The sequence below is a fragment of the Sphingomonas sp. PAMC 26605 genome (assembly GCF_000241485.1).
Classification (GTDB): domain Bacteria; phylum Pseudomonadota; class Alphaproteobacteria; order Sphingomonadales; family Sphingomonadaceae; genus Sphingomonas.
In genome coordinates this window covers 3517939-3530091 of sequence record NZ_JH584241.1, presented here as the reverse complement: position 1 = coordinate 3530091, position 12153 = coordinate 3517939, and the positions used below count along the sequence as shown (strand labels likewise).

Here is a 12153-nt window from a genome sequence, read left to right as displayed (position 1 = left end):
GCTAATCCATCGAATATTCGCCGAGTTCGTCGTGCGCATGCGACAATCCGACTTCGCCGACCAACAGCATTCCATCGCTTTTCGTGAAACCGCTCGCGGCGTCCACGAGTTCGTCGGGGCAATGCCCGAGGAAGTTCTGAAAGCGCTCGAGTGCCGCGTTCACATCATCGGGCATTGGCATCTTCGGATCCTCACAGATGAGAGACTCGCAGCATAAGCGAGACCGAGGATGGCGTCGAGCGGTGACGTGCGCCGAGGAGCGGGGGCGGGGCGCTCTTCTGCCGCATGCCAGCGCGCCAATGGTGCGGACGGCGGGACTCGAACCCGCACACCCTGAGGGCGAGGGATTTTAAGTCCCGTGCGTCTACCAATTTCGCCACGTCCGCATCGCGCCGTACAAGCGCACCCGGCGCATGGCGTCAAGGCGCTCAGGCGCTCAGACGTTCAGATTGGCGCGCATCTCTTTACCGGGCTTGAAATACGGCACGCGCTTGGCGTCGACATCGACGAGTTCGCCGGTGCGCGGGTTGCGGCCGGTGCGCGCATCGCGAGCGCGGGTCGAAAAGGCGCCGAAGCCGCGCAGCTCGACCCGCCCGCCCGCGGCGAGCCGCTTGATGATCTCATCGAAGAAGGTCGTGACCAGAGCCTCGATGTCGCGTTGCGACAGATCGGGATTTTCGGCAGCCAGTGTCTGCACAAGTTCTGATCGGATCATCGTACGCTTCCTTACCCCCGGCTGACACGCTGTCGAAAAAGTGGCCGTATCGGCTTGATCTACAGCAAGTCTAGCACGGGGATAGGTTGAAAACGACGGGAAAAATGAAAAGGGGCGATTTCCCGTCCTGGAAATCGCCCCCCGCCGTCGGTCCGAATGTTACTTCTTGGCGTCGGTGCCCTGCGCCTTGAGCGCTGCGCCGAGGATGTCGCCCAGCGACGCGCCCGAGTCGGACGAGCCATATTGTGCAACCGCCTGCTTCTCTTCGGAGATCTGCATCGCCTTGATCGAGAAGGTCGGCTTCTTCGAACGGTCGAAGCCGGTGACCATCGCATCGAATTTCTGGCCGGTCTGGAACCGCTCAGGACGCTGCTCGTCGCGATCGCGGCCGAGGTCGGTGCGCTTGATGAAGCCCGTCGCGCCGTCGTCGCCGACCTGCACTTCGAGACCCGCGTCGCGGACTTCGAGCACGGTGACCGTGACGATGGCGTTCTTGTTGAGGCCCGAGGCCGCTGCCGAGATGCCGCCGGCGGCAACGCCGCCTGCTGCCGGTGCGCCACGCTCGAGCTGCTTCATGCCGAGCGAGATACGCTCCTTCTCGGCGTCGATGTCGAGCACGATGGCCTGAACCATCTCGCCCTTGCGATGCAGGTTGAGCGCGTCCTCGCCCGAAACGCCCCAGGCGATGTCGGACATGTGGACCATGCCGTCGACGTCGTTGTCGAGGCCGATGAACAGACCGAATTCGGTCGCGTTCTTGACTTCGCCTTCGACGGTAGACCCGATCGGATGTGCCTCAGCGAAGGCCTCCCACGGGTTGCTGATCGCCTGCTTGAGGCCGAGCGAGATGCGGCGCTTGTCGGGATCGACCTCGATGACCACGACGTCGACTTCTTGGCTCGTCGAGACGATCTTGCCGGGATGGACGTTCTTCTTGGTCCACGACATTTCCGAAACGTGCACCAGGCCTTCGATGCCCGGCTCGAGCTCGACGAACGCCCCATATTCGGTGATGTTCGTGACGCGGCCGGTGAGCTTGGCGCCGACCGGATACTTCGCGGCTGCACCTTCCCACGGATCGCTCTCGAGCTGCTTCATGCCGAGCGAGATACGCTGCGTGTCCTTGTTGATGCGGATGATCTGAACCTTGACGGTATCGCCAATGTTGAGAACTTCCGAAGGATGGCCGACGCGCTTGTAGCTGAGATCGGTGACGTGGAGCAGGCCGTCGATGCCGCCGAGGTCAACGAACGCACCATAATCGGTGATGTTCTTGACGACGCCGTCGATGATCTGGCCCTCGGCGAGCGACAGGATGAGGCCCGAACGCTGCTCGGCGCGAGTCTCTTCGAGGATCGCGCGACGCGACACGACGATGTTGCCGCGCTTGCGGTCCATCTTGAGGATCTGGAAGGGCTGGGGGATGTCCATCAGCGGGGTGACGTCGCGCACCGGGCGGATGTCGACCTGCGAACCCGGCAGGAAGGCCACGGCGCCGTTGAGGTCGACCGTGAAGCCGCCCTTGACGCGGCCGAAGATGACGCCCTCGACGCGCGCGGTCTTGGCGAATTCGGTTTCGAGCGTGTCCCATGCGGCTTCGCGGCGCGCGCGGTCGCGCGACAGCATCGCTTCGCCGTGCACGTTCTCGACGCGGTCGACGAACACTTCGACTTCGTCACCGACCTTGAGATCGGCCTTCTGGCCCGGCATCGCGAATTCGCGAAGCGGAACGCGGCCTTCGGACTTCAGGCCGACGTCGATGACGGCCAGGTCGTTCTCGATTGCGGTGACGGTGCCCTTGACGACGCGGCCTTCGAAGCTGTCGGCACCGCCGAGAGTCATTTCGAGGAGGGCGGCGAAATCGTCGCGGGTTGGGTTTGGCTGAGTGGCCATAAAGAGATGGGATCCTAAATCATTGTTCCGGCCAGCCGGTTGTCTCCGGCGGTCTTGGCCTATGTGTCGGGATGGCCGCATGCCGGCCCGACATCCGCCGATCGACGTTCGCGGGGGCGGGCAACTCGCTAAATGCGAAAAGGGCGCGAGAGGACATGCCTGTCGCGCCAGCCTCCGCGAGCACCGCTCGCCGGACCTTGCGGCTATAGCGTGCAAGCGAGGCGGGGGCAAGGTAACACACGCTTGACAAAATTTGCCATAGGCATAGGTTTCGCGACGGAGACGCCGATGGCTACCATGAACATATCGCTGCCCGATCAGATGAAGGCATGGGTCGAAGCGCAGGCCGAAACCGGGCAATATGGCAATAGCAGCGATGTCGTGCGCGATCTGATCCGCAAGGCGCAGAGTCGCGAGGCCAAGGTCGCGAATATGCAGCGGCTGGTCGATGAAGCGCGCGCCAATGGCCTTAGCAACCGAAGCGTCGAGGAGATTTGGGAAAGCGCGGTCGCGAGGCACGAGGCGTCGAAACGAGTCTCGGCGTAGGTGACGGCCTTCAGGCTATCGGCCGAAGCGGATCACGATCTCGAAGGCATCTTTCTGATTGGGCTCGACCTATTCGGCTACGAACAGGCGCGTCGCTACAACCAAGACCTCGTCGCCACCTTTTCGCGGTTGGCGAGCTATCCGGAAATGGCGCGGCTGCGCGAAGAACTTAGCGGCGCTGTCCGCGCGCTTCCGTACAAGGCGCATGTGATCGTCTACGAAGTGGATGACGGCGGTCAGGTGGTCATCCTGCGTGTCCGGCACAGCCATGAGGATTGGCTTTCGAACGCGCCCTAGCCTTTGGTCCGCTTCGACTCGACGATGTCGATCGCGCGCTGAACCGAGGCCTCGATCGAGAGGAAGCTCGTGTCGAGGAACGCCGCGTCGTTGGCGGGGACGAGCGGCGCGTTCGACCGGGTCGAATCGCGCAGGTCGCGGGCGCGGATGTCGGCGAGCACCTTGTCGATGCTGATCAGCGATCCGTGCGACCGAAGCTCGGCGTGACGCCGCTTGGCGCGGATGTTGGGGGTGGCGCGGACGAACAGCTTCGCGTCGGCACTGGGGGCGATCACGGTACCGATGTCGCGCCCGTCGAGGACCGCGCCGCCGGGCTGCTGCGCAAAGCGCTTCTGGCGTTGCAGCAGCGAGGCGCGAACGAGCGGATGCGCCGAAACGACCGAGGCGAGCGAGCCGATCGCATCGCTGCGCAGCAACGGATCGTCGAGCAGCGTATCGTCGAAATCGCAGGCCGCGACCGCGTCGGCTTCGACCGACGCGTCGAGCTCGAGCCGCTGCACGTTCGCCGCGACCGCGCGGTAGAGCAGCCCGGTGTCGAGATGCGGCAAGCCGTAATGCCGCGCGAGCGCGCGCGCGATCGTGCCCTTGCCCGAGGCGGCGGGTCCATCGACAGCAATAATCATCGGCGTGTCGCCACGATACGTACCAATCCAAGTAAAGCGATTGCGGCCCAGGCCAGTTCGAGGGCGAGCGCCGGAAGATTGTAGTTCACCACGAGCGACAGCGCGAGGAGCGCTGCGCCGAGAAAATTGAGCCCGTTCGACACCAGGTTCGGCGCCGCATTGCGGAGCGTCTGATAGGCGAAGCCCGCCAGAATGACGATCGCGCCAACGAAGCCGATCACGTCGGCGGTATGCGAATCGATCATGCGGCGCCGCTCTGCAGCTGCGCGATCTGGTCGAAGAAGGCGGGGTAGCTCGTCGCGACGGGGGCGGCGTCGTCGAGCGTGATCGCGGCGCCGTCATTCGATTTGCGGCAATGCAGCGCGGCGACCGCCATGCTCATCGCGATGCGGTGGTCGAGCAGCGTCGCGATCGTCGTGGCGCCGGGCAGCGGGTCGCCGCCGGTGCCATCGATGATCATCCCGTCCTCGACTTCCTCGACGCGCGCGCCGATCGCGCCGAGCGCGGCGGCCATCGCGGCGATGCGGTCCGATTCCTTGACGCGCAGTTCGTCGGCGCCGCGCGCGATCGTGCGGCCGCTCGCGAAGGCGGCGGCGACGAACAGCACGGGATATTCGTCGATCATGCTCGGTGCGAGATCGGGCGGGATCTCGATGCCGGTGAGCGCGGCATGGCGGACGCGCAGATCGGCGACGGGTTCGCCGCCGACGTCGCGCGGGTTCTGCTCTTCGATGCTCGCGCCCATCATCCGCAGCGCGGTGAACAGTCCGGCGCGGGTCGGGTTGAGCCCGACATTCTCGACCACCACGTCCGATCCCGGCACGATCGTCGCAGCGACGACGAGGAAGGCGGCGGAAGAGGGGTCGCCCGGCACCAGGATCGCTTGCGGCCTGAGTTCGGCCTCGCCGGTGATCTCGATAACGCGGCCCTGCGGCGACGGCTCGACCGTGACGGTCGCGCCGAAGCCGCGCAGCATCCGCTCGCTATGGTCGCGCGTCGCGACCGGCTCGATCACGCGCGTGATCCCCGGCGTGTTGAGCCCGGCGAGCAGGATCGCGGATTTCACCTGCGCGGACGCGACGGGCAGCGTGTAGGTGATCGGGATGGCGGGGCAGATGCCGCGCAACATCAGCGGGAGGCGCCCGCCGGGGCTCGCCGTCACGTCGGCGCCCATCTGCGACAGCGGCGTGATGACACGCCCCATTGGGCGCTTCGACAACGAGGCGTCGCCGATGAAGGTCGCGGTAATCGGGTGGCTTGCGACGAGGCCCATCAACAACCGTGTCGACGTACCCGAATTGCCCATGTCGAGCGCGGTTTGCGGTTGCAGCAGTCCACCGACACCCACGCCGTCGACACGCCACACCGCATCCTCGTCGCGCACGATCGTCGCGCCCATCGCGCGCATCGCAGCGGCGGTGGCCAGCACGTCCTCGCCCTCGAGCAGCCCCTCGATCCGGCTTCGTCCGACCGCGAGCGCCGAAAGCATCAGCGACCGATGGCTGATCGACTTGTCGCCGGGAACGCGGACGCGACCCTTGAGTGGCCCGGATGGTTGGATTGCGCGCGGGGTGGGAATAGGGTGTGCCATCGGGCGTGCGCTTTGACAGTGCGCTTGCGCTATGGCAAGGCGCGCACCACTTTGCGGCCCTGTGGGTCGCGAGACCCAATTCCTGTCCGCCGAGGGCCGCAACGCTCATCGGCCCAACAAAAGGTTCAATCGGCATATGATCCAGCCGGAATGGGGCACAAAGCGTACGTGCCCGAAATGCGCCACCCGTTTCTACGATCTCGGCAAGGAAGATCCCGTCACCTGCATCAATTGCGGGGCGCATTGGGAGCCCGAGCCGATCCTCAAGTCGAAGCAGCCGCTGCCGTTCGAGCAGGCCAAGCCCGAGCTGGTCAAGAAGGACGACGATCTCGCCGGCGACGACGAGGATATCGACACCGGTGAAGACGAGGAGCCCTCGCCCGACGACGAGGTCGATCTCGGCGGCGACGACGATCTCGGCGTGGAAGCGCCGGCGAGCGAAGACGAGCATTGATCCACAGCTGATTGATGTTTTTTATGGCAGGCGGCGCCTAGACCGCTTGCCAAGGGCGCGTCGCCTCGGTAGGGGCGACGCCTTCCCGCAAAGAGGTTCCGGTTTCGGGCTTCTTTCCAGAATACGATGGGGCCGTAGCTCAGCTGGGAGAGCGTTCGCATGGCATGCGAAAGGTCAGGGGTTCGATCCCCCTCGGCTCCACCATTCCTACCTTTGAGTTCCTGTCCCGCACCCGCGCCACTGCTTGGCGCGCGAGCCCGGCACGGTTAAAGCCGCGCGGATGCTCAACGCGCTCCACCACGTCGCCCTGATCTGCACCGATTACGCGCGGTCCAGACGTTTCTACGTCGATCTGCTCGGCCTCGAGCTGATCCACGAAGTCTATCGCGCCGAGCGGCAATCGTGGAAGGCCGACCTGCGCATCGGTTCGGCGCAGCTCGAGCTCTTCTCCTTTCCGGCGCCTGCGCCGCGCCCGTCCTATCCCGAGGCGGCGGGGCTGCGCCATCTCGCCTTCGCGGTGGCGGATCTGGCGCCGGTGATCGCGCGGCTCGTCGAAGCCGGAGTCGCGGTCGAGCCTATCCGGATCGACCCCTTTACCGATCAGCGTTTCACTTTCTTCAGCGATCCCGACGGCTTGCCGCTCGAACTCTACGAAACGCGCTGACCCACGGCACCGCGCGCGGCCGTCCCAGATCTGTACAGCGAGGTCGACACGAATCGTGGAGCGGAATCGTAAACGACGCGTTAACGAATGCCATGCACGATGTAATCTCGCTCACCGCGCCCAGCGCGCGTCACCCCTTCCGCCAGGCGTTCGTCGAATCGCGGATCGCGCGGGCGCGGACTCGCGACGACAGCGACGTGCGGCTGTTCGCGCTGAGCTTCGCCGCCTTCTTCATCTGCTTCTACACTTTCATCTTCTGAAGGTGCCGCCTGCGGCTCAGTCGCAGGCAAGGTGGAGCTTGTAGGCGAGCCACGCCGAGACCGGGCACATCGCCGCGACCACCAGCAGCGTATTCTCGGGCGAGACGCCGGCGATCGCCAGCCCCTGCACCCCGATCGCGCCGATCGTCATGGCGCCCGCGTTGACGACATTGTTCGCGGCGACGGTACGCGCGGTCTCGTCCTTGGCGACCGTGGTGGTGAGGAAGGCGTAGAGCGGCACGACGAACATCCCGCCGGTCACGGCGATGCCGATCAGCGACAGGATCACGAGCGCGGCGCGCGGCGTCTCGATGAAGGTCATCACGTCGTACAGCGTTCCGGCAGGCGCAGCGGGCCACGAACGGCACAGGAGCGAGAAGGCGACGATGAAGCCGCCCATCGCGAGCACCGAGGCCGGCCCGTATTTCGCCGAAGTATGCCCCTTGAGCAGCGCGTTGATCAGCACCGAGCCGACCGCAACGCCAACCGAAAACAGCGCGATCATGAGCGTGAGGACGTGCTTGTCGGCGGTCAGCACGTTCTTGGCGAGCGGGTTGAACACGATGATCAACACCGCGCCCATCGTCCAGAAGAAGCTGATCGCGCAGATCGCGAGGAACAGCCGGCGGATATGCATCGTCCCCGAGATCAGCCGCCACGACGAGGTGAACGGATTGTAGCTGATCGACAGCTCCTTGCCTTCGCGCAGCGCAGGCGGGACCTGGAGCGACACGATCCAGCCGACCACCGCGACGACGAGCACGACGATCGCGGCATGCTGCACCGCCATGAAGCCGCCGAGCACGGTGCCGATCAGGATCGCGAGATAGGTCGCCGATTCGACGAGGCCGGTCCCCCCAAGCACTTCGTCCTCGTGCAGATGTTGCGGCAGGATCGCATATTTGATCGGGCCGAAGAACGCCGAATGGACGCCGAGGAACAGCACCGCGGCGAGCATCAGGATCAGGCCGGCGGTGGTATAGCCGCTCCACGCGATCATCAGGCCCGACGCGCCGACGATCATGATCCCGATCTCGGCGGTCTTCACGATGCGGATGATCTTCGCTTTGTCATGCGTGTCGGCCAGCTGCCCGGCGAGCGCCGAGAGCAGGAAGAACGGCAGGATGCCCAGCGCGGTCGCGAAGGCGGTGAAATTCTGTTCGAGCTTGGGGTCTGCAAAAATCTTGTAGATCGCGAATTGCACCATCACGGTCTTGAACAGATTGTCGTTGAACGCGCCCAGAAACTGAGTGACGAACAAAGGCAGAAATCGGCGCTCTTTCAGCAAGCCGAGCGCGTTGAGCATGGTGTGTACACGGCCTCGAAGTGGCAGAATAAAGGCCGCCCATAGACTAGGCGGTATGGCGGCAGCAACCTGCTTATGGGTTTGACGCCGTCGGGATGGGGTTTCACCAAGGCGATCAGGCGGGTAGAGCAGGGCTGTGCTGACCTTGCCCAACCTGCTCACCCTGTCGCGGATCGTCGCGGTGCCCTTGCTCGCATGGTTCCTGTGGTGGCCGGGCTGGGCCAATGGCTATGCCGCGGGCTTCGCGCTTTACTGCCTGATGGGGATCACCGACTATTTCGACGGCTATCTCGCGCGCGCGCAAGGGACGGTGTCGAAGCTCGGGGTGTTCCTCGATCCGATCGCCGACAAGATCATGGTCGCGGCGGTGATCCTGCTGCTCGTCGGGACGCGCGACGATACGCCTGCGGTGATCCAGGGCGTGCATCAGATCGCGGCGCTGATCATTCTGCTGCGCGAGATCGCTGTGTCGGGATTGCGCGAGTTCCTTGCGCAATTGCAGGTCTCGGTGCCGGTGTCGAAGCTGGCGAAATGGAAGACGACGATCCAGCTGATCGCGCTCGGCGCGCTGATCCTCGGGGGGGCGGTGCCGCCCTATCCGTTCGTCCATCAGGTCGGACTGGTCGCGCTCTGGCTTGCCGCCGTGCTGACCGCGATCACCGGCTGGGATTATCTGCGTGCCGGTCTCAAATATATGGATTGAAGCGTCAGCGCGCGGCACCGATCGCTCGGTGCCGCGCGCGCGACATTAGCTGAGCTTGGGAAGTACGACACCGTTGACGACGTGGACCACGCCGTTCGACTGCTTGACGTCGGCGGTCTCGATATAGCTCTTGTTGCCGTTGACGTCGGTCAGCTGCACCGCGCTGCCGACGGTCTCGACGACGAGCGGATCCCCCTCGACCGTGACGAGCGAGGCCTTGCCGCCACCGGCCTTAACCTTCGCCTGCAGATCGGCGAGCGTCAGCGTGCCGGGGACGACATGATAGGTCAGCACCTTGGCCAGCGTCGCCTTGTTCTCGGGCTTCATCAGCGTGGTGACGGTGCCCGGTGCGAGCCGCGTGAAGGCGTCGTTGGTCGGCGCGAACACGGTGAACGGACCCGGGCCCGACAGCGTCGTCGCGAGGCCGGCCGCCTTGACCGCCGAGACGAGCGTGCTGAGGTTCGGCGCGGCCGAGGCGTTGACCGCGATCGGCTTGGTCGCGTCCATCACGGCGCCGCCGACGGTCGGGTTGGCGCCCGCGGCGGGTGCGGCGGTTGCCGGCGCGGTCTGGCCGGTTGCGGGCATGCCTGCGGTCGGCGCGGTCTGCGTTCCGCCGGTTGCGGGGGCGGGGGCGGTCGGAGCGGTCTGGGCGGTCGCCGCAGCGCCGACGATCAACGCGCCGGCCATCGCCGAAAGATAGAGGTTGGTCTTGAAGGTCATCGCGATTCTCCACTCGATTGGGACGCGCGCTCGATGAACGGCGTGTCACAAATACGGTTCAGAACCGAAATGGTTTCGTTACGCGGCGTCGGCCAGCGCCGTGGCGAGCAGTTGGAAGTCCTTTTCGCGCGGGGAGCCCCGGCGCCAGACGAGCGCGATCTTGCGCGACGGGTTGGCGGCATCGAGCGGACGCGCGACGAGACTGGTATGGTCGAGGATGCCGGCATTCAGCGCCATCTCGGGAAGCATGGTGAGGCCAAGGCCGTTGTCGATCATCTGCACGATGGTGTGCAGCGAGGTGCCAAGCATCGTCGCCTCGGCGCGCAGCTCGGGGCGCGCGCAGGCCGACAGCGCGTGATCCTTGAGGCAGTGCCCGTCCTCGAGCAGTAGCAGCCGCGTCTCGTCGATCTCGGAGGGCGGCATCGCGCGGTCGACATTGCCCATCTCGCCCGGCTGCCCGGCGACGAACAGCCGATCGTCGAACAGCGTCTGCGACGAAACTTCGCCACAGGCATAGGGAAGCGCGAGCAGTACGCAGTCGGCGCGGCCGTGATGCAGCCCCTCGCATGCCGCACCACTCGGCTCCTCACGCAGGAACAGCTTGAGATCGGGATAGTCGCGCCGCAGCCGTGGCAGGATGCGCGGCAGCATGAAGGGGGCGATCGTCGGGATGACGCTCATCCGCATCTCGCCCGACAGCGGGCGCCCGGCGGCGCGCGCCATGTCGCCCAATTCCTCGGCCTCGCGCAGCACGCGCCGTGCCTTGTCGGCGATCCGATCGCCCAATGGGGTGAAGCGCACGACGCGCCGCGTGCGTTCGACCAGCGTCACGCCGATCAGCGTCTCGAGCTCGCGAATCCCCGCCGACAGCGTCGATTGCGTGACGAAGCACGCTTCGGCCGCGCGACCGAAATGGCCGTGGTCCTGCAATGCCGCGAGATATTGCAATTGCTTGAGGGTCGGTAGGTACGTTGCCATTCATCGCTCCGCTCGATCACCCGGCGACAAATAACCCATTGGATCGATAAGACCAGCGCCTATATGGGGGGCGCAACGAGACGGCGTTTCAACGCCGCGTGTGAGGATGTCCGATGAGGCCCCATTTCTTCCAGGAGGCCCAAGATATGTTGACCATCGGCGACAAGCTCCCCGACTTCACCGTTCCCGTCCAGCAGGGCGTATCCGCGCTCCCCGCCGGCGAGACGCTCAGCCAGGATGCGTTCCCGGGCAAGTGGAAGGTGCTGTTCTACTGGCCGAAGGATTTCACCTTCGTCTGCCCGACCGAGATCGTCGGCTATGCCGGCCTCAAGGGCGATTTCGAGGACCGCGACGCCGTGCTGATCGGCGCCTCGACCGACACCGCGCACGTCCACCTCGCCTGGCGCAAGTCGGATCCCGATCTGGCGGCGGCCGATTTTCCGTGGCTTGCCGATAACGGTGGCGTGCTCGCTCGCCAGCTCGGCATTCTCGACAAGGACGAGCATGTCGCGTTCCGCGCGACCTTCATCATCGATCCGGACAATGTGATCCAGGCGGTGCAGGTCAACGGCCTCAACGTCGGCCGCAATCCCGCCGAGACGCTGCGCGTGCTCGACGCGCTGCAGACCGACGAGCTTTGCCCGTGCAACTGGAACAAGGGCGACGACGTCCTCCAGGTCGCGGCGTAAAATTGGACGCGCGGGCGCGGCCTGACGGTCGTGCCCGCCATCACCGTCACCCCAGCGTAGGCTGGGGTCTTTATGGGGCGGGCATGACGCTCGCCCTCGAGAGACCCCAGCCTGCGCTGGGGTGACGTGTTTGTGGATAGGGAAAGATCAATGTCGCTCAAGGATTTCGCCGGGACGCTCCCGGATTTCGCCAAGGACATCCGGCTCAATGTCGGCTCGCTGCTCAACGAGGCGCATCTGCCCGACCAGCAGAAGTACGGCCTGTTCCTGTGCTGCGCGCACGCCACCGGCTACAAGCCGCTGGTTGAAGTGACCGAAGCCGAGGTCGCCTCCAAGCTCTCGCCCGAGGCTGCCAACGCCGCCCGCGCCGCCGCTGCGGTGATGGCGATGAACAACGTCTATTACCGCTTCACGCATCTCGCCGGCAATGCCGAGTACCAGACGATGCCCGCCAAGCTGCGGATGAACGTGATCGGCCAGCCGGGGATCGAGAAGGTCGATTTCGAGCTGTTCAGCCTCGCCGTCTCGGCGATCAACGGCTGCGGCATGTGCATCGACAGCCACGAGCAGATCCTCAAGAAAGCCGGCGCCAAGGCCGAGGCGATCCAGACCGCGGTGCGGATCGGCGCAGTGATGAAGGCCGTCGCGACGGTCCATTCGGCGATCAATTGACCCTCCTTAAGCCCCTCCCCTTCAGGGGAGGGGTTTGGGGTG

Annotated in this window: 17 protein-coding genes and 2 tRNA genes; 9 read left to right on the top strand and 10 right to left on the bottom strand. The window is 65.2% G+C overall.

What is annotated here, in order from left to right; genetic code table 11:
- Position 1: 1 nt before the first annotated feature.
- From RH90_RS23535 to rpsA, 4 genes are all read right to left on the bottom strand, one after another.
- A complete protein-coding gene (locus RH90_RS23535) occupies positions 2–181 on the bottom strand; it encodes a hypothetical protein (protein ID WP_157134611.1) in 180 nt (59 codons plus the stop codon).
- A 119-nt stretch (positions 182–300) separates the two neighbouring features.
- A tRNA-Leu gene (locus RH90_RS16405) sits at positions 301–386 on the bottom strand.
- A 50-nt stretch (positions 387–436) separates the two neighbouring features.
- Entirely contained in the window at positions 437–715 is a 279-nt protein-coding gene (locus RH90_RS16400) for an integration host factor subunit beta (RefSeq protein WP_010187138.1), read from the bottom strand.
- A 159-nt stretch (positions 716–874) separates the two neighbouring features.
- Positions 875–2608, bottom strand: a complete 1734-nt coding sequence (rpsA, locus tag RH90_RS16395; RefSeq protein WP_010187136.1) for a 30S ribosomal protein S1 — start codon at positions 2606–2608, stop codon at positions 875–877.
- A gap of 288 nt (positions 2609–2896) precedes the next feature.
- On the opposite strand from rpsA, the gene RH90_RS16390 reads away from it, so the two are divergent.
- A complete protein-coding gene (locus RH90_RS16390; RefSeq protein ID WP_029625381.1) occupies positions 2897–3154 on the top strand; it encodes a type II toxin-antitoxin system ParD family antitoxin in 258 nt (85 codons plus the stop codon).
- Positions 3155–3451, top strand: coding sequence for a type II toxin-antitoxin system RelE/ParE family toxin (locus RH90_RS16385; RefSeq protein ID WP_010187134.1), 297 nt, complete (start codon positions 3155–3157; stop codon positions 3449–3451). It begins immediately after the preceding gene.
- Here RH90_RS16385 and cmk read toward each other — a convergent pair.
- From cmk to aroA, 3 genes are read right to left on the bottom strand one after another with little or no spacing between them, the layout of a single operon-like run.
- Positions 3448–4074 carry a (d)CMP kinase gene (gene cmk / locus RH90_RS16380; RefSeq protein WP_010187133.1) on the bottom strand — a complete coding sequence of 209 codons (627 nt, stop codon included), beginning with the start codon at positions 4072–4074 and terminating at the stop codon, positions 3448–3450. The genes RH90_RS16385 and cmk overlap by 4 nt on opposite strands.
- A complete protein-coding gene (locus RH90_RS16375) occupies positions 4071–4319 on the bottom strand; it encodes a CBU_0592 family membrane protein (protein ID WP_010187132.1) in 249 nt (82 codons plus the stop codon). The genes cmk and RH90_RS16375 overlap by 4 nt, the downstream gene beginning before the upstream one ends.
- The gene (gene aroA / locus RH90_RS16370; RefSeq protein WP_029625380.1) at positions 4316–5665 is read right to left on the bottom strand and encodes a 3-phosphoshikimate 1-carboxyvinyltransferase; all 1350 of its coding nucleotides are present in this window, start codon (positions 5663–5665) and stop codon (positions 4316–4318) included. The genes RH90_RS16375 and aroA overlap by 4 nt, the downstream gene beginning before the upstream one ends.
- 136 nt (positions 5666–5801) lie before the next feature.
- Here aroA and RH90_RS16365 point away from each other — a divergent pair, with 136 nt between their 5' ends.
- The 4 genes from RH90_RS16365 to RH90_RS23985 all read left to right on the top strand — a co-directional run bounded on the left by RH90_RS16365 (position 5802) and on the right by RH90_RS23985 (position 7043).
- Complete coding sequence (locus RH90_RS16365; RefSeq protein WP_010187129.1) at positions 5802–6119, top strand: TIGR02300 family protein; 318 nt, start codon at positions 5802–5804, stop codon at positions 6117–6119.
- 128 nt (positions 6120–6247) lie between these two features.
- Positions 6248–6323: transfer RNA gene (locus RH90_RS16360), tRNA-Ala, on the top strand.
- Positions 6324–6399: 76 nt separating this feature from the next.
- The gene (gloA2, locus tag RH90_RS16355) at positions 6400–6783 is read left to right on the top strand and encodes an SMU1112c/YaeR family gloxylase I-like metalloprotein (RefSeq protein WP_010187128.1); all 384 of its coding nucleotides are present in this window, start codon (positions 6400–6402) and stop codon (positions 6781–6783) included.
- A gap of 92 nt (positions 6784–6875) precedes the next feature.
- A complete protein-coding gene (locus tag RH90_RS23985; RefSeq protein WP_010187127.1) occupies positions 6876–7043 on the top strand; it encodes a hypothetical protein in 168 nt (55 codons plus the stop codon).
- A 16-nt stretch (positions 7044–7059) separates the two neighbouring features.
- Here the strand turns inward: RH90_RS23985 and RH90_RS16350 are convergent, their stop codons facing one another.
- Positions 7060–8349, bottom strand: coding sequence for an MFS transporter (locus tag RH90_RS16350; RefSeq protein ID WP_010187126.1), 1290 nt, complete (start codon positions 8347–8349; stop codon positions 7060–7062).
- Between the two features lie 136 nt (positions 8350–8485).
- Here RH90_RS16350 and pgsA point away from each other — a divergent pair, with 136 nt between their 5' ends.
- Complete coding sequence (pgsA, locus tag RH90_RS16345; protein ID WP_010187125.1) at positions 8486–9052, top strand: CDP-diacylglycerol--glycerol-3-phosphate 3-phosphatidyltransferase; 567 nt, start codon at positions 8486–8488, stop codon at positions 9050–9052.
- Between the two features lie 45 nt (positions 9053–9097).
- Here pgsA and RH90_RS16340 read toward each other — a convergent pair whose 3' ends face one another.
- Positions 9098–9772, bottom strand: coding sequence for a fasciclin domain-containing protein (locus RH90_RS16340; RefSeq protein WP_010187124.1), 675 nt, complete (start codon positions 9770–9772; stop codon positions 9098–9100).
- Between the two features lie 78 nt (positions 9773–9850).
- Positions 9851–10750, bottom strand: coding sequence for a hydrogen peroxide-inducible genes activator (locus tag RH90_RS16335; RefSeq protein WP_010187122.1), 900 nt, complete (start codon positions 10748–10750; stop codon positions 9851–9853).
- A gap of 146 nt (positions 10751–10896) precedes the next feature.
- Here RH90_RS16335 and RH90_RS16330 point away from each other — a divergent pair, with 146 nt between their 5' ends.
- Together RH90_RS16330 and RH90_RS16325 are read left to right on the top strand one after the other, a co-directional pair.
- Positions 10897–11439 (top strand): peroxiredoxin, encoded by a 543-nt coding sequence (locus RH90_RS16330; RefSeq protein WP_010187120.1) that lies wholly within the window; start codon positions 10897–10899, stop codon positions 11437–11439.
- A gap of 150 nt (positions 11440–11589) precedes the next feature.
- Positions 11590–12111 carry a carboxymuconolactone decarboxylase family protein gene (locus RH90_RS16325; RefSeq protein WP_010187119.1) on the top strand — a complete coding sequence of 174 codons (522 nt, stop codon included), beginning with the start codon at positions 11590–11592 and terminating at the stop codon, positions 12109–12111.
- Positions 12112–12153: the final 42 nt, after the last annotated feature.

Coding starts and splice junctions, on each gene's coding strand:
- RH90_RS23535 (WP_157134611.1), bottom strand. CDS start 181: ATGCCAATGCCCGATGATGTGAACGCGGCACTCGAGCGCTTTCAGAAC.
- RH90_RS16400 (WP_010187138.1), bottom strand. CDS start 715: ATGATCCGATCAGAACTTGTGCAGACACTGGCTGCCGAAAATCCCGAT.
- rpsA (WP_010187136.1), bottom strand. CDS start 2,608: ATGGCCACTCAGCCAAACCCAACCCGCGACGATTTCGCCGCCCTCCTC.
- RH90_RS16390 (WP_029625381.1), top strand. CDS start 2,897: ATGGCTACCATGAACATATCGCTGCCCGATCAGATGAAGGCATGGGTC.
- cmk (WP_010187133.1), bottom strand. CDS start 4,074: ATGATTATTGCTGTCGATGGACCCGCCGCCTCGGGCAAGGGCACGATC.
- RH90_RS16375 (WP_010187132.1), bottom strand. CDS start 4,319: ATGATCGATTCGCATACCGCCGACGTGATCGGCTTCGTTGGCGCGATC.
- aroA (WP_029625380.1), bottom strand. CDS start 5,665: ATGGCACACCCTATTCCCACCCCGCGCGCAATCCAACCATCCGGGCCA.
- RH90_RS16365 (WP_010187129.1), top strand. CDS start 5,802: ATGATCCAGCCGGAATGGGGCACAAAGCGTACGTGCCCGAAATGCGCC.
- gloA2 (WP_010187128.1), top strand. CDS start 6,400: ATGCTCAACGCGCTCCACCACGTCGCCCTGATCTGCACCGATTACGCG.
- RH90_RS23985 (WP_010187127.1), top strand. CDS start 6,876: ATGCACGATGTAATCTCGCTCACCGCGCCCAGCGCGCGTCACCCCTTC.
- RH90_RS16350 (WP_010187126.1), bottom strand. CDS start 8,349: ATGCTCAACGCGCTCGGCTTGCTGAAAGAGCGCCGATTTCTGCCTTTG.
- RH90_RS16340 (WP_010187124.1), bottom strand. CDS start 9,772: ATGACCTTCAAGACCAACCTCTATCTTTCGGCGATGGCCGGCGCGTTG.
- RH90_RS16335 (WP_010187122.1), bottom strand. CDS start 10,750: ATGGCAACGTACCTACCGACCCTCAAGCAATTGCAATATCTCGCGGCA.
- RH90_RS16330 (WP_010187120.1), top strand. CDS start 10,897: ATGTTGACCATCGGCGACAAGCTCCCCGACTTCACCGTTCCCGTCCAG.
- RH90_RS16325 (WP_010187119.1), top strand. CDS start 11,590: ATGTCGCTCAAGGATTTCGCCGGGACGCTCCCGGATTTCGCCAAGGAC.